This window comes from Bacillus sp. FJAT-27251 (assembly GCF_001273925.1).
Classification (GTDB): Bacteria; Bacillota; Bacilli; order Bacillales; family Cytobacillaceae; genus Mesobacillus_B.
In genome coordinates this window covers 3,157,186-3,175,887 of the sequence record NZ_LIGG01000001.1, presented here as the reverse complement: position 1 = coordinate 3,175,887, position 18,702 = coordinate 3,157,186, and the positions used below count along the sequence as shown (strand labels likewise).

The 18,702-nt window shown below is 48.0% G+C and carries 18 protein-coding genes; 7 read left to right on the top strand and 11 right to left on the bottom strand.

Features of this window, described 5'->3' with window-relative positions; all coding sequences use genetic code 11:
* Window positions 1-2 precede the first annotated feature (2 nt).
* Together ADU22_RS14725 and ADU22_RS25420 are read left to right on the top strand one after the other, a co-directional pair.
* Window positions 3-407, top strand: coding sequence for a DUF6944 family repetitive protein (locus ADU22_RS14725; protein WP_053362840.1), 405 nt, complete (start codon window positions 3-5; stop codon window positions 405-407).
* Between the two features lie 73 nt (window positions 408-480).
* Window positions 481-612, top strand: coding sequence for a hypothetical protein (locus tag ADU22_RS25420; protein WP_277620263.1), 132 nt, complete (start codon window positions 481-483; stop codon window positions 610-612).
* 233 nt (window positions 613-845) lie between these two features.
* On the opposite strand, the gene ADU22_RS14720 is transcribed toward ADU22_RS25420, so the two are convergent.
* Complete coding sequence (locus ADU22_RS14720; RefSeq protein ID WP_053362839.1) at window positions 846-1,643, bottom strand: EcsC family protein; 798 nt, start codon at window positions 1,641-1,643, stop codon at window positions 846-848.
* Window positions 1,644-1,887: 244 nt separating this feature from the next.
* Between ADU22_RS14720 and ADU22_RS14715 the strand changes: the two genes are divergently transcribed.
* Window positions 1,888-2,541, top strand: coding sequence for a DsbA family oxidoreductase (locus ADU22_RS14715; RefSeq protein WP_286132402.1), 654 nt, complete (start codon window positions 1,888-1,890; stop codon window positions 2,539-2,541).
* A gap of 67 nt (window positions 2,542-2,608) precedes the next feature.
* Here ADU22_RS14715 and ADU22_RS14710 read toward each other — a convergent pair whose 3' ends face one another.
* Genes ADU22_RS14710 through ADU22_RS14700 form a run of 3 tightly spaced genes read right to left on the bottom strand, consistent with a single transcriptional unit; the run spans window position 2,609 to window position 7,651 of the window.
* Window positions 2,609-3,862 carry an exo-beta-N-acetylmuramidase NamZ family protein gene (locus ADU22_RS14710; RefSeq protein ID WP_053362838.1) on the bottom strand — a complete coding sequence of 418 codons (1,254 nt, stop codon included), beginning with the start codon at window positions 3,860-3,862 and terminating at the stop codon, window positions 2,609-2,611.
* A gap of 24 nt (window positions 3,863-3,886) precedes the next feature.
* On the bottom strand, window positions 3,887-5,944 hold the full coding sequence (locus ADU22_RS14705) for a glycoside hydrolase family 3 protein (protein ID WP_053362837.1): 2,058 nt from the start codon (window positions 5,942-5,944) through the stop codon (window positions 3,887-3,889).
* Window positions 5,945-5,965: 21 nt separating this feature from the next.
* The gene (locus ADU22_RS14700) at window positions 5,966-7,651 is read right to left on the bottom strand and encodes a serine hydrolase domain-containing protein (RefSeq protein ID WP_053362836.1); all 1,686 of its coding nucleotides are present in this window, start codon (window positions 7,649-7,651) and stop codon (window positions 5,966-5,968) included.
* A 344-nt stretch (window positions 7,652-7,995) separates the two neighbouring features.
* Between ADU22_RS14700 and nagE the strand changes: the two genes are divergently transcribed.
* Window positions 7,996-9,450 carry an N-acetylglucosamine-specific PTS transporter subunit IIBC gene (nagE, locus tag ADU22_RS14695; protein WP_053362835.1) on the top strand — a complete coding sequence of 485 codons (1,455 nt, stop codon included), beginning with the start codon at window positions 7,996-7,998 and terminating at the stop codon, window positions 9,448-9,450.
* Window positions 9,451-9,491: 41 nt separating this feature from the next.
* Here nagE and ADU22_RS14690 read toward each other — a convergent pair whose 3' ends face one another.
* The 6 genes from ADU22_RS14690 to ADU22_RS24680 form a co-directional block, all read right to left on the bottom strand.
* Window positions 9,492-10,532: a MupG family TIM beta-alpha barrel fold protein gene (locus ADU22_RS14690; RefSeq protein WP_053362834.1), complete on the bottom strand. Its 1,041-nt coding sequence runs from the start codon at window positions 10,530-10,532 to the stop codon at window positions 9,492-9,494.
* On the bottom strand, window positions 10,529-11,896 hold the full coding sequence (locus ADU22_RS14685; RefSeq protein ID WP_053362833.1) for a PTS transporter subunit EIIC: 1,368 nt from the start codon (window positions 11,894-11,896) through the stop codon (window positions 10,529-10,531). The genes ADU22_RS14690 and ADU22_RS14685 overlap by 4 nt, the downstream gene beginning before the upstream one ends.
* A 20-nt stretch (window positions 11,897-11,916) precedes the next feature.
* Complete coding sequence (locus ADU22_RS14680) at window positions 11,917-12,780, bottom strand: MurR/RpiR family transcriptional regulator (RefSeq protein ID WP_053362832.1); 864 nt, start codon at window positions 12,778-12,780, stop codon at window positions 11,917-11,919.
* 15 nt (window positions 12,781-12,795) lie between these two features.
* A complete protein-coding gene (gene murQ, locus ADU22_RS14675) occupies window positions 12,796-13,710 on the bottom strand; it encodes an N-acetylmuramic acid 6-phosphate etherase (protein ID WP_053362831.1) in 915 nt (304 codons plus the stop codon).
* 168 nt (window positions 13,711-13,878) lie between these two features.
* The gene (locus ADU22_RS14670; protein ID WP_053362830.1) at window positions 13,879-14,739 is read right to left on the bottom strand and encodes a Cof-type HAD-IIB family hydrolase; all 861 of its coding nucleotides are present in this window, start codon (window positions 14,737-14,739) and stop codon (window positions 13,879-13,881) included.
* Between the two features lie 131 nt (window positions 14,740-14,870).
* Window positions 14,871-15,023, bottom strand: a complete 153-nt coding sequence (locus ADU22_RS24680; protein ID WP_156324359.1) for a hypothetical protein — start codon at window positions 15,021-15,023, stop codon at window positions 14,871-14,873.
* 157 nt (window positions 15,024-15,180) lie between these two features.
* On the opposite strand from ADU22_RS24680, the gene ADU22_RS14665 reads away from it, so the two are divergent.
* From ADU22_RS14665 to ADU22_RS14655, 3 genes are all read left to right on the top strand, one after another.
* Complete coding sequence (locus tag ADU22_RS14665) at window positions 15,181-15,528, top strand: ASCH domain-containing protein (protein WP_053362829.1); 348 nt, start codon at window positions 15,181-15,183, stop codon at window positions 15,526-15,528.
* A gap of 2 nt (window positions 15,529-15,530) precedes the next feature.
* Entirely contained in the window at window positions 15,531-15,974 is a 444-nt protein-coding gene (locus tag ADU22_RS14660) for a hypothetical protein (RefSeq protein ID WP_053362828.1), read from the top strand.
* Between the two features lie 430 nt (window positions 15,975-16,404).
* Window positions 16,405-17,145, top strand: coding sequence for an IclR family transcriptional regulator (locus ADU22_RS14655; protein WP_053362827.1), 741 nt, complete (start codon window positions 16,405-16,407; stop codon window positions 17,143-17,145).
* Between the two features lie 47 nt (window positions 17,146-17,192).
* On the opposite strand, the gene ADU22_RS14650 is transcribed toward ADU22_RS14655, so the two are convergent.
* Window positions 17,193-18,611, bottom strand: coding sequence for an amino acid permease (locus tag ADU22_RS14650; protein ID WP_053362826.1), 1,419 nt, complete (start codon window positions 18,609-18,611; stop codon window positions 17,193-17,195).
* Between the last annotated feature and the right edge of the window lie 91 nt (window positions 18,612-18,702).

Genomic DNA, 18,702 nt, shown 5'->3' with positions numbered 1-18,702 from the left:
AAATGGGGAAAGAAACCACCCCTATAGAAAAATCAGCTTATGAATATCCCCAACTTAATGAACGGAAGCTGGCACTTGAGGAGCAAGCAGCAGCGGCAATTTGGCTCCAGGCATTTGGCATCATTGCTGAGGCTGTGATTATTACGAAACTCTTACCTTTGGAATATTCAGAGGAGGAAAACCAGATTGTCATCGGAGTGTGGATCCAGGCTATTGGACAGCTGCTGGAGGCAATTGGGGTAACCAGGGAGATCACTTCGACAGACGCGGGCCAGATTTTCAAGGCCCAAAGGACGGCCGTAGACGGAGACTGGCTTCAAGCCATTGGTGCCACCTTAGAGGCAGCTGGAGGAGAAAGAGCCATTGCCAGGTCCTTAAGGGAGAACAGATTGCCATTTATCCCTTAGCCTGTGTATATTTTCTTTTGGCTTCCCCAAACTACAAAGGATAGAAATTTCTATGTGATTGGGGGCATGCGACATGGACGAAAGAAAAGCAAGCTATCCGAACGTACAGCTGAAAGGAAAAAGGAACAACCAAAAAGGCGAAACCGACTCGGAAGTGCTGCGTTACGGCCAAAAAGGACCTGGGCAGAACAGCAAAAGCCAATAGCAATGAAAAAGGCAGCTAAAAACTGCCTTTTTTGGTTATTAGACGTAATTTGCTGCAAAGATTGCCCGCTCACATACCTAATATGGTATTTTCATTTCCCCTACAAGGAATAAAATCAAATTGAAATTTTATTCCCCCTAACTTTAGTTTTATTCCCCCTAAGGAGCCATTTATTCCCCCTAAGGACTGCTATATTCCCCCTACAGGGAATAAAAGCCCCTCGCAAACCGGTTTTATTTCCCCTTCAGCCGTTCCAATATCCTTCTCTTCTGGTACAGCATGGTCCCAGTCTCTGAAAGGTCGCTGACCATTGACCGGTTCGCGAATGCCCCAAAGAGGATTCCTGCGATTGGCACCATCTGCAAAAGCTTCTTCCATCCAAATTGCTCGGTGAAGGTTAGGGTTACTTCGCGCCAGCCTTGCAGCTGGGATAAGATTTCCCGTGATTTCCTATCACTGTTATCGAAATGGGAGAGTTCATTCAGGATTGCCTGCTTGCCGACGACATCCGCGGATGAAAACTGGAGGCATTTGATGATAAACACTCTTTCGCGCTTATCTTTCGGGTCATAGCCATGTATGATGGCAATATCCTGAAGCGTTTTTAACGAAAGTCCCAGTATAGCAGGAATATCGATCGCGAGCGTAAAAATGCCGCCGATCCCTGTGCTTGCACCTTGTATGGCAGCGGCCTTCTTCCGCTGTGCGGCAAGGTCGAGGGAAGATTGCTTCATCACCTCTATGGGGATGCCCTGCAAATCCTCCAGCTGGCCAATGACCCTGCCTGTTTTCTTTTCAATAAACCGAAAAACATTCTTCTCATTGGATAAATATTGCCCTCCGGATTGAAGATAACTTCCAAGCTCGTCCAGCAGGTTTCCGATTTTTTCCTGGACAAACTTCGGCGTCAACTTATCGAGCATCTTGAAAGGAAGCCGGGTAAGACGTTCCCAAAACCAGAGTCCCTTCTGGTCTTTTTCCCATTTCTCGATTTTTTTCAGCTCCGCTACTAATTGTTCTTTTGATTCCACCCTTTATCCTCCGCCCGTCCTTTTTTATTCCTTTTATTAACGACTCAGCTCATGTGAAAGTTTCAAATTTTTAGTTGAACCCTCCCATTATAAAGAAAAAACCTAGGGAGGAACAATCTTCTCCCTTAAAGCACATCACGTGTTAAACCAGCGGGTAAACGTTATACTATAGAAGAAATTGTACTTGGAGGGATTTTGTATGCGCATTGAAATGTGGACAGACTTTGCTTGACCATTCTGCTATATTGGCAAAAAGCGTCTGGAGGACGCTATTCAGAAGATTGACCATCCGATTGAGGTAACCTATCGAAGCTTTGAATTGGACCCAACGATTGGCCGGGATATAAAAGAAAGTATGTACGAAATGCTGTCGAAAAAATACGGCATGAGCATTGCACAGGCAAAAGCCAATACGCAAAATATGGTGCAGATGGCAAAGGAAGTGGGAATTGACTTTCAGTTCGACACACTGCAATTGACCAACACCTTTGATGCCCACCGGTTGACCATGTTCGCTAAAACCCAGGGCTTGATGAAAGAAATGACCGACCGGATTCTATATGCCTACTTCACCGAATCCAAACATATTGGCGACCATGACACCTTAACAAAGCTCGCTGTTGAAGTCGGCCTGGACCGTGATGCAGTTGCCGGCATGCTCGCAAATGGCGATTTGACCGATGAAGTGCGCATGGATGAAAACGCCGCAAGGAAATATGGTGTTACTGGTGTTCCATTCTTTTTAATCAATCAAAAGTATGCCCTCACTGGCGCCCAGCCAACTGAAGTCTTCGTCGAAGCGCTTGAAAAGATTATCGCTGAAGATGAGGTTACTGCATTAAACAGTGAAGATGGCGATGCATGCGGAGATGATGGCTGTGAAGTGCCAAAGAAATAATCGGCGTTCATTGTAACCATTTTAATAAATAGAAAGAGGCAGTCGATGACCGCCTCTTTCTATTTGCCTAATATAACAGATACTGTTCTCTCACTTCCATGAATTCTTCAAGTCCTGGCTGCCACTCGGCCTTCATTTCTTCGATTGATTTACCTGCCTGTATGCCTGCCCGGATGCTGCCATTGCCTACTAGCTGATCGAAGAAAGAAACACCTGCACTGTTAGGGGCACGGAACTGGAAGTCATTCGGGTACATGTCATGAATGGTTTTGACAATATACAAACCTGTTTCAAAGGGTTTAAAGGAGTTCCGGTTCGTAATATGGATCTGGACTCCATGATTCAGTTTGTTCGCATTCTTGGAGAACGTTGGTGTAAAAGACGCCGCCCTGAATTTGACGCCAGGCAGATTGTAGGAATTCAGGTTCGCCGCCAAATCGCTGCCGTTGATGAATGGTGCGACAATCAATTCAAATGGCTTGGTTGTTCCCCGGCCTTCGGAAACATTTGCCGCCCCTTCTATCAAGGCAGCACCAGGATAGACAAGAGCTGTCTCCAAGGTTGGCATGTTTGGGGAGGGAAGCACAAAATGCAATGGTGTTTCATCATAATACATATTCCGCTTCCAGCCTTCCATCTCGACCACGGTCAAATCAGCGCCAATTTCAAATTCTTCATTAAAAAGCCTGGCCAGCTCGCCCACTGTCATCCCGTGGCGTACTGGAATCGGATATTCCCCAATGAACGAGGAGTATTTATCCTCAAGCACCGGCCCCTCCACCTTTGTGCCCCCAATCGGATTTGGGCGGTCAAGGACAAGGATAGGAATATTGTTATCTTTTGCTGCTTCCATCGCCAGCGCCATTGTGTAGATATAGGTGTAAAAGCGTGTTCCAACGTCCTGGATATCAAACAGCAGGACATCGACATTGCTGAGCATTTCAGGGGTAGGCTTTTTCGTCGCGCCATATAAGCTGTAGACAGGAAGCCCCGTTTTTTCATCAATATACTTTTCAACATATTGTCCTGCCTGGGCATCCCCGCGAACCCCATGCTCCGGACCGTACATTGCCGTCAATTCGACATCTGGGTGATTGTAGAGCGTATCGACAATGCTGTTAAGCTCCTGGTCGACTCCCGTTGGGTTGGTAATGAGGCCGACCCGCTTCCCCTTGATCAAGTGAATCTCGTCTTTCAGCAATACCTCCACGCCTAGATGGAATTTCCCGTTTTTCTTCGCTTTATCATTTTTGGCTCCGACTGCTGTGAAAGAAGATAAAACCAGAGCCAGAACCAAAAATCCTGCAAGCCATTTTTTCAAAGTAAGCCCCTCCCTTTTTTAAGTCTAATAATCTAATCCATGCCCATAGCTAAATAATACGGAGCCGTCCTGGCTGTAAATGGTGACTGGCAGTTTCCCTGCAGGACGATTTTTACCAAAAATGGTCTCTACGGAAGCTTCAAAGCTTACCGGCCTGAATCCATACTGTGCAAGATAGGCATCGGCATCCGGATAGGCCATGATATCATATGGATTGCGGATTCCGACAGCAATCACTGGTACGTCCGTTTCTACCAGCTGATTGGCCAGTCTCATCAAATTGCTGTTCGGCGACCGGCCGCTGACGTTTGAAGTGGAGGTCCCCAAAATAATCGCATCCGCCTTTTTCACCAAATCCAGCTGGGCAGCGGAAAGAGGAGCAGAAGCTGTGATGTACTCGACATTTCCATGGTGTTTCTTCGCCTCCGCTGCAAGAAGATCCGCATTGGATCCGACGACTACAATTCTGTCTTTGGCATCAGGTTGTAGCGGAAGGACATCCCTGTTTTTTACAAGCGTAATCGATTTTGCTGCCGCTTCTTTTTCAATGTTTTTATGTTCGGGTGAGCCGACTGCTTTAATAGCGCTGGATATTTTTTCCTCTAGGCTTCTTTCCTTTTCGGTCTTTAGGATTCCGCGATTTAATTTTAAGGTCAAGACCCGTTCCGCAGATTGTTCAATTCTATCAATCGAGATTTCACCTGAGTTGACGGCTGCATAAAGTCCCTCTGCCACTTGCTGGATGCCAACCGGCATAAGCAGGATATCCGCCCCTGCCTGGACTGCCCGAACAGCTGCATCTACCGGGCCAAAATGGTCGGAAATCGCCTTCATATTCATGGCATCCGTTACAATGACGCCCTCATATCCCATATCATCGCGCATCAGACTCGTCAATACTTTATGGGAAAGGGTTGCCGGGACGGCAATTTCCGATCCGTTCAATTTTGAAATGGCTTTTGTATCATCGATTTTCGGGAATGTCACATGGGCGGTCATAATCGCATCGATTCCCGCATTCATCGCCTGCTGGAATGGATATAATTCCACTTCCTTCAGCCGGTCGAGATCATGCGGTACAGAAGGCAGTCCGATATGCGAATCCACATTCGTGTCGCCGTGCCCCGGGAAATGCTTGGCGGTTGCTGCCGTTCCTGTCTCCTGCAGCCCGCGGATATAAGCCTTGCCCAAATCTCCGACAAGCTCCGGGTTTTCCCCAAACGAGCGGACTCCTATCACCGGATTATCGGGATTATTGTTCACATCGAGTACAGGAGCAAAATTCATGTTGATGCCAAGGGCATGCAGTTCTTCCCCAATGGCTTTGCCGACCTTTTCAGCAAGTTCCCCGGAGCGTGCCGCACCAAGCGCCATATTGCCTGGGAAGTCTGTGCCCATCTGCAGGCGTGTCACGATACCGCCTTCCTGGTCGATGGAAACCAGCAAACCATATTTGTCTGCTGCCTGCTGGTAGGCGTCTACAAGCTTGACTGTTTGTTCAGTCCTTACCGTGTTTTCACGGAATAAAATGACCCCGCCAAGATGATAGTCTTTTACTAGCCTGGAAATCTCCTCATTCATGACGGTAACATTCTGGCCTTTCCAGGTTCGGAAGTCGGGCATCAGCATTTGGCCCACCTTTTCTTCCATGGTCATCTTGCTGACTGCCTGGCCGATTAGGTCATAGCGGGCACTCTCTTCCTTTTTCACCAGGATCTCACCCTGATTCCCTTTATGCTGGATTGAGATCCTGTCACTGAATGTGCCGTCACTGACTGATATTTTTGTTGTGCCATTTTGTCCGGATAGAGTAATCTCTCCCTGTTGGTTCACTGTGCCCACATTTTTATTGGACGATTTCCATGTCAGGTTTTCAGCAGCCAGCCGGAAGCTGCCATCCTCCAGCACTTGCAGAGGATTTAATTTCAGCTTTTGTTTCTCGACTTCCCTGGTGACCTGAGGTACGTTCAAATCAATGACAAGGTCCTTCACCTCCGATGGGGATGTTGCACCCCCGGTAAGCGGAATTCCTGTCAGCACGACGGCTGCGGCAATCAACGAAAAGAAAAATTTCCTGATCATTTGCTTTTTCCTCTCCTGTCTTTAATAGTTTCTTAACTCCCAGTCATTCCTGATGAAAGAAAGACCTGTGCCTGAGCTTAATTCCGGTTCAAGAACATACATCCCGCGGCCATTCACTGATGAATCTGTTTGATAGACGAATCTGAGCTTGATGGCCTCTTGTGGAATGTCCAATTCAAACTTCTCCCAGCCATTGCTTGCCCCCGTGAAGGATGCAAGCTGCTTCCAGCTGCCGTCCACCCATATTTCCACTTGACCATAATCAGCCTGGTTTTCAAGCTGGTGCCAGGCGGTAAAAGACAGCTTCTCGTCTTTTGCCAGATTCAAATCTCCTTCCATGACCTTGCTGACTCGATCTCCGTACCCCGCAAACCAGGCAGCTTGTTTCCCGGGAATCGAGACAGGGATACTGTCAGCAACCTGCCTGGCAAATAATCTCCGTGTCTGGTTTGTCGACACCGTGCTTCTTGTCGGGTGGACACGGTTCGTCAAAAGAATCGCAACGGTTTTATTGTTCGGACTTACGACGATGGATGTCCCGGTATATCCAGTATGGCCAAAAGAATAGGTTCCTTCCGAAAGGGCATCCATATACCAGCCTTGGCCAAGCTCCCAGCCAAGTCCATGATCATTGCCCGGGAAGGCGGCATTCTGGTTTTCCAGCAGAAGTTTCACTGTTTCCGGTTTTAGGATTTGCTTTCCGGCGTATTTTCCATCATTGATGAAAATATGGGCGAATTTCGCAAGATCACTGGCGGTTGAAAAAACACCGGCATGTCCGGCAACGCCGTCAAGCGACCAGGCATTCTCATCATGTACTTCCCCCCATACAAGACCTCGCGCTGGTGTGGACTGGTATTCCGTCGCCGCAATCCTTTGCTTCAGGGAAGCAGGGGGATTGTACATCGTATCCCTCATCCCGATCGGCTCTGTGAGATGTTCCCTGACAAACTCATCCTGACGCTGGCCCGAAAATATTTCGATCAATGCCCCGAGGGTAATCATGTTTAAATCGCTGTATTCATATTTTGTACCAGGAGGATTTTTTAATGGCTGCCTGAAGACGATCTCCATTCTTTCTTCGCGCGAATTACCTTGTGCATAAAGCGGAATCCATGCGGTAAAGCCGGAAGTATGGGTCAAGAGCTGGCGAATGGTCACATCTTGCTTGCCGCCTGCTGCAAACTCGGGGATATACTTGGCAACATGATCATCAAGCTCGAACTTTCCTTGTTCAAATAACATCATGATAGCGGCAGAGGTGAAGATTTTGCTGATTGATGCCAGGTCAAAAATGGTATCCTCCTGCATTGCGACCAGCTCCTCCATTTCGGTAAGCTTTCCGTCAACATATTTTGCCGAATGCCCATACGCCTCATGCTTGACAACCGTTCCGCCCCTTGCCACAAGGGCGACTGCACCTGGCATGACCCTATCTGATATGGCCTGGTTGAGCACCTGGTCGATTTTCCGGAGAGGCTCATCCATCATGCCCGCTCCTCTTGCCGAGCCGGGATGCAGGACGGGAGACACAGGCGGTACAGCGGAGTTCCAAGTGAAAACAGGATGCGGGKTTCGGGCTGGAATGGTGACTTTGTCTTTCCTTTCAATGGGTTGGTTCATGGATAAGCTGCCATTGGCGAAAACGGTGGACGTTCCAAGAAGAATGGTACAAACAGAAGTGAGCATAATCCTTTTGCCCTTCATAGGACCTCCTCGAAAACTGGATTTTCAACAGCAAGCTGAAACGGATTATGTATGTTTATGAGAGCGCTTACTATTGATAGATTCAGCATATCGCGTTCATCCATCTTCGTACATATCACCAAAGAACCATTACTTCCATTTTCCTGGGAAATTAGTCATGAGGATTCGGAATTATTTTTTACATTATAATGAAAAGTTGTGAAATTTCATTTTATAATTTGGTTGTTTTTTACTGGCAAGATGCTATGATAATAGATATAGAGAAGCTGTAAGCGCTTCACTACAAAAGTACTAATTTGTCTGTTTTCATCTGATTTTCATGAAAAAAGAAGGAAGGTGCACTAATGAAAAACTATGTTCAGAGAATCGGCCGGTCCTTGATGCTTCCAGTTGCCGTCTTGCCTGCCGCAGCGATTCTGATGGGAATCGGCTACTGGATCGACCCTGCCGGCTGGGGTGCAGGAAGTCCTGCTGCTGCCTTTTTAATTAAAGCTGGTTCATCCATCATCGATAATATTCCCGTCCTTTTTGCCCTTGGTATCGCACTCGGGATGGCGAAGCAAAAGGATGGGTCGGCTGCCCTGAGCGGACTGGTTGCCTATCTGGTTGTTACCACCCTGCTGTCGACCGATTCTGTGGCGATGCTGCAGGCAATCCAGCCTGAGAATGTCGACCCGGCGTTTGCCAAGATTAAAAATGCGTTCGTCGGGATTCTTTCTGGTCTTATCGCCGCGATGATGTACAACCGGTTCAGCCATGTCAAATTGCCGGACGCGCTGGCATTTTTCAGCGGAAAACGCCTTGTGCCGATCATGACGTCGCTCGCCATGCTGGTTGTCTCCGTGGTCCTGTTTTTTGTCTGGCCGGTCATTTTCACCGGACTGGTGTCATTCGGGGAGTCCATCAGTAAGCTGGGGGCAGTTGGAGCAGGACTTTATGGCTTCTTTAACCGTCTGTTAATTCCAACGGGCCTGCACCATGCCCTTAATTCCGTTTTCTGGTTCGATGTCGCAGGAATCAATGATATCGGCAAATTCTGGTCTGGCGAAGGAACAAAGGGTGTGACCGGAATGTACCAGGCCGGGTTCTTCCCTGTCATGATGTTCGGCCTTCCGGCTGCCGGTCTCGCCATGTACCATACCGCAAAAACAAAAAGGAAGAAGCAAACGGCCTCCCTCATGATGGCAGCCGGGTTTGCTGCCTTCCTGACCGGTGTAACAGAGCCGCTTGAGTTTGCCTTCATGTTCCTGGCTCCGATGCTTTACCTTGTCCATGCAGTACTGACAGGCATTTCCTTGTTCATTGCAGCAACTTTCAACTGGACGGCGGGCTTTGGCTTTAGTGCGGGACTGATCGACTTTATTTTAAGCTCAAGGCTCCCTATGGCCAACCACCCTTATATGCTGCTCCTGCAAGGGCTGGTCTTCGCGGTGATTTACTATGTGATTTTCCGTTTCATTATTACCAAATTCAATTTGAAAACTCCAGGCCGTGAGGAGGACACAGAGGAAGAGGCGGACACAGAGGGAAGAGTTTTTGCCGAGGACCGCTTTGCTGTCTTGGCGGAAAATATTTATGCCGGACTGGGCGGAGATGACAATGTTGTTTCCGTTGACAATTGCGTCACACGCTTAAGAGTGGAAGTCAAAAATATGGACGCCGTCGACAAAAACAGGATCAAAGCGGCAGGCGTACCTGGGATCAATGTGGTTGGTGCGCATAACATCCAGGTAGTTGTCGGCCCTCAGGTCCAATTTGTCGCGGATGAAGTAGATAAGATTAGGAAAAGAAAGAAGTGAAAAAAAGCCAGGGCAGCTTGTGATAGCTGCCCTGGCTTTTTTCATTGGAATGAAGCAGAAGAACCGTCCCCATGCATAATGAGTTCTATTGCCATGCCAGGCTTGATATACGCCAGCAAAGGCACTTGGTCGCTCTTTACCCTCCCGATGACATTGACGCGCTCATCCGCCTGCAGATCCATTTTCGTGATTTGAATCTCTCCCCGGTAGCGGCCATACCGGTCATTGTCCATCGTAATGGTTCCGGCAGGCCTGGCGATTGTGTTTTCGGGAGGAACAGGTTCACTGGTTCTCGTATTCATAAAACGAAGCACATCCCGTGAAAGATCTGGCCGAAGATGGTATCTTCCTTTTTTCATAAATCCCGATTCGATACGGAGGGTCAAAACTTGTTCCTGGTCGAACTTGATGAGCCGGTCCAGCAAGCCTCCCCCAGGATCGGGATCGCCAATATAAATATCCTCCACTCCTTCTTCCAGCAGTTCCATTGCCGCCATAAAAGGTTCCGCATTCCGGTGCTTCTCCAGTGTCGGCAGGCCCTCAAACAAGGGCCCCCGCTTCTCTCCGGCGCCTGGAACGTAAGCGCAAACCGGGATTTTAAATTTCGCATACAGTTCATTTTGCCTTCGAAAAAAATCCTCCCCTAGCCCCGTTTCCCGCCGCGGGTAAAAATTATGCCAGGCAAGCAGCTGATCGCTTTTTAATCCGCTGTCCAGCAGGCTTTGTATGTCTTTTTCAAATAAAATGCTGGCATTGACTGCCAGCTTGAATTCCTGCGCCAGGCTGAGGATTTCTTCCTGTTCAAAAAAATCATCCAGCCTCAGTCCGGAAACTCCCAAATTTTTTAAATCGAACAGGCTTTCAACCCCCAAGTGGACAGGAGTTTTATATGAAACATCGGCATAGACTTCGATTCCATTCTCCTTCGCCAAATGCAGCAGCCTCTTTGCCCGAACCGCCAGGTCTCCTGCTTCTTCAGGGATGTGAAGCGAGGTAAACGCCCGCTTCACCCCCGAATTTGCAGCCTCAGCAATCCGGCCTTCTGCCTTTGGATCATTCAGGTAAAAGGAAATTCCAATCAATCAAACTCACCCGCCATGTCATCTTTGAAGCCAAACAGGTACGTAAAGAGGAAACCGGCACCATAGGCGATCACGACCCCGATTAAATAAAGGAGAACTTCTCCCGTGTTGACAATGAAGGCGAGCGGCAGTCCGGAAACCCCTACAGCGATGGTTGCGATATCAAAGTAGGCCTGGAACGCACCGCCGACTCCGGCGCCAAGGCAGGCGGTGATGAACGGCCTTCCAAGTGGAAGTGTAACCCCGAAGATAAGCGGTTCGCCGATGCCCAGCATCCCTGACGGAAGTCCGCCGCCAATCGCCCTTTTCAGGCGCGGCTTCTTTGTTTTGACATAAATCGCAAACGCGGCACCCACCTGTCCTGCACCGCCCATGGCCAGGATTGGCAGGAGCGGGTCGTCGCCAATTGTATTGATGAGTTCTAGATGGACTGGTGTCAAGCCTTGATGAAGTCCAGTGACGACCAGCGGCAGGAATGTGGAGCCAAGAATGAAACCGGCAATCACACCGCCAAAGTCCAGAACCGATAATAAACCCTTCGTAATGATATCAGAAATAAATCCGCCAACCGGCATGAAGACCAAATACGTAAAAATACCTGTAATCAATAGAGCAACTGTCGGTGTAATAATGATATCAAGGGACTGCGGCACATATTTGCGGACTCTTTTTTCAACAAAAGCGATGAAGAAGGCGGCAAGCATGACCCCGATGAGTCCTCCCCGCCCCGGAAGCAGCGCTTCGCCAAACAGCGTAATGTTCGCGGCGGCCGGATTGATGATCAAAATCCCGGCCAAGCCGCCAAGCGCCGGCGATCCGCCAAACTCCTTTGCTGTATTGATTCCGACAAATATGCCAAGATAGGCGAACAGCCCGCCGCCAATCACGGTGAGAATAGCCGCAAGCTGCGACTCTGCAGACAGCCAGCCTGCCTGGATGACTGCCCTCGAAATCCCGGTAATCAATCCTGAAGCAACCAAGGCAGGAATCAGCGGAATGAAGATGGAAGCAAACCGGCGCAAGAACAGCTTGAATGGGGTCGCATTCTTTTTCTTCAATTCCCCCTTCACGGAGGCAGCACGGTCATCCAAATTGATTTCATCTGACTTTCTTCCTACCAATCTGCCAAACTCTTCGGTTACTCTATTCACTTTTCCCGGTCCAAGAATGATTTGCAGTGTTTCTTCTTCGACAAACCCTAGTACTCCATCAATCTTTTTAATAGCTTCCTTGTTGACGAGTGATACATCGACAGGCGTGACCCGGAGACGGGTCATGCAATGGGTATAGGACTGTATATTTCCTGCCCCGCCTAACTGCTCGAGAATCTTTTCAGCAAGAACTTTATTGGTTTCACCAGCCATTTTCTTCTCCCCCCAAAATGTTATTTGCCAGCTGATTGATCTTTTAAAAATTGAATGGCCGCCCGGGTCTTATCGATGGAATCCACCGTACCTTCATATTGCTCTGTCGCCATGCTCAGGAAGAGGACATCGATGATGAAAAGCTGGGCAAGCCTTGAAGATGTAGCAGCACTCCGAAACGGCGCTTCCGTCGAATAAGAAGTAAAGAGCTTTATATCGGCCAAAGAAGCAACCGAAGACGGTCCATACTTGGTTAAGCTAATCGTTTTAATTCCTTGTTCTTTCGCCAGCTTCATCACATGGATGACCTCTGGCGTTTCACCCGAGAAAGAAATCCCAAACACAATATCATCTTTATTCGCATTGGCAATCAGAGTCGCCACCAGATGCGTGTCGGAAAAGGCTGTTGCCCCCTTGTTGATCCGCAGCAATTTCTGCTGGGCATCGGTGGCGATGATATGCGAAGCGCCAATGCCAAAGAAATGGACATTCCTTGCTTTCAGCAGGGCTGAAACTGCCTGTTCAAGTTCATCATAGTTGATCACTTCCGAAGAATCCCGCAAGCTTTGAATGCTGTTGCTCAGCGTTTTCTGGACAATCATCTGCGACGTTTCGTCCCGCTCGATGTCCCTATATCCGTGTTCTTTCGGCTTATTCAAATCCCCGACGACGCGGACCTTCAATTCCTGGAACCCTTTCAGGCCAAGCGACTTGCACAGCCGAATCACGGCAGCGCCGCTGGAGTCTGTTTTCCTTGCCAACTCACTTACCGTGCTGTCAACCATCTCATAAGGAGAAGCAAGAATATACTGAGCGATTTTGCGCTCCGATGCCGGAAGCTGGTTCAGCATGTTTTCCACCATTTTCAATCCACCCGTAACCACTGTGCTTACCACCTTTTATCCTTGACTTTGAATATCCTCAATCGCCTTCCGGACATACCCGTCTGCCTGCTCGAGGATAAGGCTTGCTTCTTCCTTGCTGACACCCTTTTTAATCATCACAATCGCGAGTTTCACCTGGTGGTCTGCCGCCTCTAGCGTTTTCCTGGCACTTTCATAGCTCTCGCCCGTTACCCTGATGATGATGTGGATGGCCCGCTCCTTTAATTTCTCATTGGAGACAGACACATCAATCATAAGATTTTCATAGGCTTTGCCCAGTAAAATCATGGACGAAGTCGAAATCATATTCAGGATCATTTTATGGGCGGTTGCCGCTTTTAACCGTGTGGAACCTGTCAATACTTCGGGACCGACGATGACTTCAATCGCCTGGTCGGCCTCAAGGCTGATGCGGGCATTTTCATTGCAGGACAGCGCGACTGTTTTCGCCTTCTGTTCACGCGCGTACTTAAGGGCCCCAATGACATATGGCGTCCGGCCGCTTGCCGCAATTCCAATTACGGTATCCTTTTCAGTAAGACCAATTTTCCGAAGGTCTTCTGCCCCATCTTCCGGCCGGTCCTCAGCACCTTCAACTGCTTTAATAAAAGCATGTTCGCCCCCGGCGATGATTCCCTGGACCATGTCGGGATTGGTGCTGAATGTCGGCGGGCATTCGACCGCATCAAGAACGCCCAGCCTCCCGCTTGTTCCCGCGCCGATATAAATCAGGCGCCCGCCCTTTTTAAAAGATTCAAAGGCAAATTGGACAGCCGCTTCCACATACGGAAGAACCTTCTCCACGGCTTTGGCAACTTTCTGATCCTCTTCATTCATGATGCGCAGAATGTCCATCGGTCCTGATGTATCAATTTTTAGTGACCGATCATTGCGTGACTCGGTTGTTAAAGCTTTCAGATTTTCCTGCATATCCTATCCCCCATGCTGTTTACTGTCACCTTCACTTGTAAACTGGAAATGTAACCACTTTCATTTTAGTCTATTTGAAATGAAAGTTCAATATCCATGTTATTTTAATAAAAAAATATTTCAAACCAGGCAAAAAAATAGTGTTCGGAACTTCCCTGCACTCCGTTTTTATAAAATAAATCGTCTGATGGCTTTGGCTACCCCATGCTGGTCATTGCTTTCTGTAACGGCATCAGCTCTTTCCTTTACCTTTTCAGGGGCATTTCCCATAGCGATGCCAAGCCCGGCAGATGTAAGCATATGCAGGTCATTAAAATTATCGCCGATGGCGGCCACCGCATTCATCTCCAATCCAAGCCGGCTTACCAGTTTTTTTAATGCAGAAGCTTTCGAGGTCTTGGCAGGCGATATTTCCAGATTGGTAAAATTAAAACTGCTGCTTACCTCGAATTCATCTGTAAGGCTCTGCAGATGCTGCGTAAACTCCTTAAAGTTTCCCTCTTCCTTGGGAAATGCGGCGAACTTCAGGATGTCCGGCTTGTTTGCTGATACATAGTCATGCAGCGGATGTGCAAGTTTTACTTCACATTGACTCCTGAACCTCTGGCAGGCCTCCATGCTCCCGCCTGAAAGCTCCAAAGAGGGAATATTGTTTTCAATCCAGCTCAGGTTCCAGTCATTTTCTTCCGGCACCAACAAATGGTCCCCTTCGTACAGGTGCCCATATACCCTATATTCCTCGCATGCGTGAACAAAAGCCAAAACACCTTGATGGCGGAAAGTCGTTTGTTCAAAAATCTCCCCATTTGATTCCTGGATCACTGCGCCGTTATAGGCTATGATAGGGTGTGTTAGCCTGATGGTCTCTGAAATCCACCTCGTGGATAATGGAGACCTGCCGCTGCAAATGACGACCTTCCCGCCCTGGGCCTTATATTCGTGAAGCGCGTCAACTGTTTCCCTGTCAATTTCCTTTTGGCTGTTGAATAAAGTGCCATCCAAATCAACTGCCAACAGCTTATATTCCATGTGAATCCCTCCCCTTTTCCCCAGATTATAGCTAATTTCCGGGCAAATTTACAGCGAGGGAAAACGACAAAGCAAAAAGCAGCGCATCCCATCCTGACAAATCCGCTGCTTCCATCCTTCATTCAATACTCTTAATAAATATCATCCGCATGCTTGTAGCGCATTTCCTCAGAATGAATTTTATTCTTCTTATTCTGGTGATCCTGATTGGGATATTGCCTCTCTCCACCAGAGGAGCCCTGGCTATTATGGTTTGACTTTTCCGGCTGCTGTTTTTCATTCACTAATGTGTTCCCCCCTATTGGCTATAAGTAATTGTAGTTTTACCCAAAATGGGAGATTCATCCTTTTTAATGCTAATAATCTGGGGTTGTTATTTCCTATAGTTACGTTTTATATGTTACATTAGTAGAAGCGAAAAATTGAAAGGGGATTCTTTTTATGACCAACAACGACCAGCAAAATTCATTGCCTCCTAAAACTTGTTCCATTGAGCGCCTTGTGACCATGCCTGAGGATGTCAAGAAAGTGCTTGAAGGCAAAAAGACAGCTACCCGCAGAAACGGCCGCTATGCCGATGTTGGGGAAATCATGGTACTTGAAGATAAGAAGTTCAAGGTTGAGCGTGTCTATTCACAGTCCCTGGGCGAGTTGACCGACGAGCATGCAAAACAGGAAGGCTTTAATACTGTGGAAGAATACAAAAATTCAATTCTTTCCTATCACCCAGGAATGCCTTGGCTGCCGCAAATGAGAGTCTGGGTTCATGAATTCAGCGCTGTAGAATAAGAATGGACTGGCTTTATCGTTTCATTATTTATCTGCACGTACTGAGTGCGATAATCTCCATAGGGCCATTTTTCCTCCTGCTGCCGATAGTAAAAAAACTAGAGGCGGCAGCTGAAGAGAAAATCTCATCCTATCTGGAAATTTTCCGTTTTGCAGTCCGCCTGACCAAGCACGCCGGCCATGTACTTGTGGGTTCCGGTGTCCTTCTGGTCCTCATGGGACCTTGGACATGGGGTACTCCATGGATCATCATGACCCTCGTGCTTCTTTTCCTCTCGCTGTTTTTCCTGGCCCGCGCCTTTTCACCAACGCTAAGCAAGTTCGGGGAACATGGGCAGGACCGGGCAGAACTGGCCGCCAAGCTGAACCGTACCACCTGGATTTACATTATCCTTTTATCGGCGATGCTCTGGTTTATGGTCGTCAAGCCGCCTTTGTGGTGGTAAGCGGAAATAATTATGAAGCAGGCCCGTATTTGCGGTCCTGCTTTTTGGTCCGGGGTTAAAAGACTTCCCGGTGAGCATAATAAAGGACCGTTTTACTGTATTGGAATCCTCAGTGGTCCTCCATTACGCCTATGGAGGACTGTATTTTCAAATTCTTATTCCTTTTGGTCCTCCATTACGCCTATGGAGGACCATATTTGCAAATTTCTATCTCCTTTGGTCTTCCATCACACCTATGGAGGACCGTATTTTCAAATTTCTATCTCTTTTTGGTCCTCCATCACACCTATGGAGGACCATTTGCCCGCTTCCAGGCTTCCATACGGCATTCACCGCACCTTTCGACGAGAATAATTGTCTATCATTATGTTTTATATGGTACATTGAAAGAAAGTGGTATCCAAAGATTACCTGTAAGGATGTGTAGGGCATGCAAGCAATTGATCGGGCAATGAATATCATCAATATCCTTGCTTCGAAGTCGACGGAAGATTGGCTGACGATTACTGAACTATCCAAGGAGAGCGGCCTCCCTGTAAGTACGCTGCACCGATTGCTGAAATCGCTTGAAGCGCATAGGCTGATTGAGCAGGAGGAACAGACTAAAAAATATGGACTCGGAAATGTTTGGCTTGAGTATGGGCTGCAAATGTACGATTCGATCAATTTTACCAGCCATATACGATCTGAGCTGGAAAACTTGATGCATGTTGTGAAGGAGAGTGTCTACTACAGCAGGCCCATCGGCCATGAAGCCTTGATTATAGAAAGAATCGATTGCGAGGAAAACCAAATCAGGGTGATCGATAAAATCGGTTTAAGAATTCCTCTGAATATCGGGGCAGCCAACAAAGCGATGGTGGCTAACATGCCTGTTCAGCAGTCCAAGATCATTGTGGACTCCCTGATACCGGAAGGAGAGCGGGAAGCCTTCTGGGAAACCCTTGAGGAAACCAAAGAAGCCGGGTATGGAATTAGCCGCGGAGAACGGACAGAAGGCACGACAGCGGTTGCCGCACCAGTATTCAACCATTCTGGGGAAATTGAGGGAGCCGTGAGCATAGGCTGCGTCAGCTTCACTTTGACTGACGACCGGCTAGAGTTTCTGATCAACCATGTCAAGGAAACCGGTAAGAGAATTTCAGCCAAACTTGGCTATAAAGGACATTAAAAGAGCGGACAGGCATTACCTGTCCGCTTCCCTGTTTAGCAGCTTTTTTACAGTCGTATATCCTCATCTTTCAATACCGATTCATCCTTATTCTTATTTTTAAAATAATAAAAAAGATAGCAAGCTAGTAAAAATCCGATTCCAATCAGCAGGCTGACACGCTGGGTTGGGTCGAAGGCAAGGAACAACAAAATCGAGATGCAAAATACAATACAGACAATGGGAATCAAAGGGTAATAGGGAACCTTATACTTCAAATCCTCCAGCCTTCCTCCTCCTTGAAGATACTTCCGGCGGAACATGAGCTGTGAAAAGGCTATGCCAATCCAGGAGATGGTAACGGAAATTCCCGCGACTGACATCAGAAGGACAAATACAGTATCGGCGGCCATTACGCTAGTGAGCAAGGACAAGAGAGAGAACAGCATTGTGAACACAAGAGCGCTAAACGGGACTTTCCGTTTATTCAAGGTCCCGAACATCCTTGGCGCCATCCCTTCATTAGACATCGACCACAGCAGGCGGGTGGATGCATAGATGCAGGAGTTCCCTACTGATAAAATCGCCGTGAGAATGACAAAGTTCATAATGTCCGGAGCGTAAGGGATACCAGCCAAGTCCATCAGCGTGACAAACGGGCTCTCAAGCAGACCCAATTCTGCTGACGGAAATATCGCGGATAAAACAATGATGGAAGATATATAAAAGATGATGATGCGGAAAAGGACATTTCTGATTGCACGAGGTATATCTTTATCAGGATTTTCGCTTTCCCCAGCGGCGATTCCGATCAACTCAGATCCCTGATAAGAGAAAATGACGTTCATCATGGTAACAAAAAGGATGACAAATCCTGCCGGAAACAGACCTGATGGTGCCAGGTTGGCAAACTCCGGAGCAGGCCGGTCCTCCAGGGGAACAATACCGAAAATCGCCCCAACACCGATCAGGATGAAAAAGATGACGGCTACAACCTTTATGCCTGCAAACCAATACTCCGCTTCCCCGAAGGCTCTAGTGGTCAGCGCATTCAGGCCGAAGAGGAGAGCGATGAACAGTGCACACCATATCCAGATCGAAATATCGGGGAACCAGCGCTGCATCAGGATTCCGGCTGCGGTAAATTCAAGGCCGGCCGTCGTAGCCGAACCAATGAAATACATCCAGCCGAGTGTAAAACCCGCCGAGGGACTGATATACCGGCTTGCATACGTCTGGAATGATCCGGTAACCGGCATATGCACGGCCAGCTCCCCAAGGCAGACCATCACCAGGTATAAAATAAGACCCCCAAACAAATATCCGGCCAGCGCCCCGCCTGGTCCAGCCTGGTTGATGGTATACCCTGCATTCAGGAACAATCCCGTCCCAATGACTCCTCCAATGGAAAGCATAAACAAATGGCGGCTTTTCATGGCCCGATTTAACTGGTTTTGCTGAGAAATTGGCTGCTCTGTCTTCTCCATATCTCATTTCCCCTTTATCCTAGTATCTTCTTTATAATTGGCCCGAGCTTTTGAATTTCGGGAGGAGGTGTCATTGGTCAGCCCCCTCCGA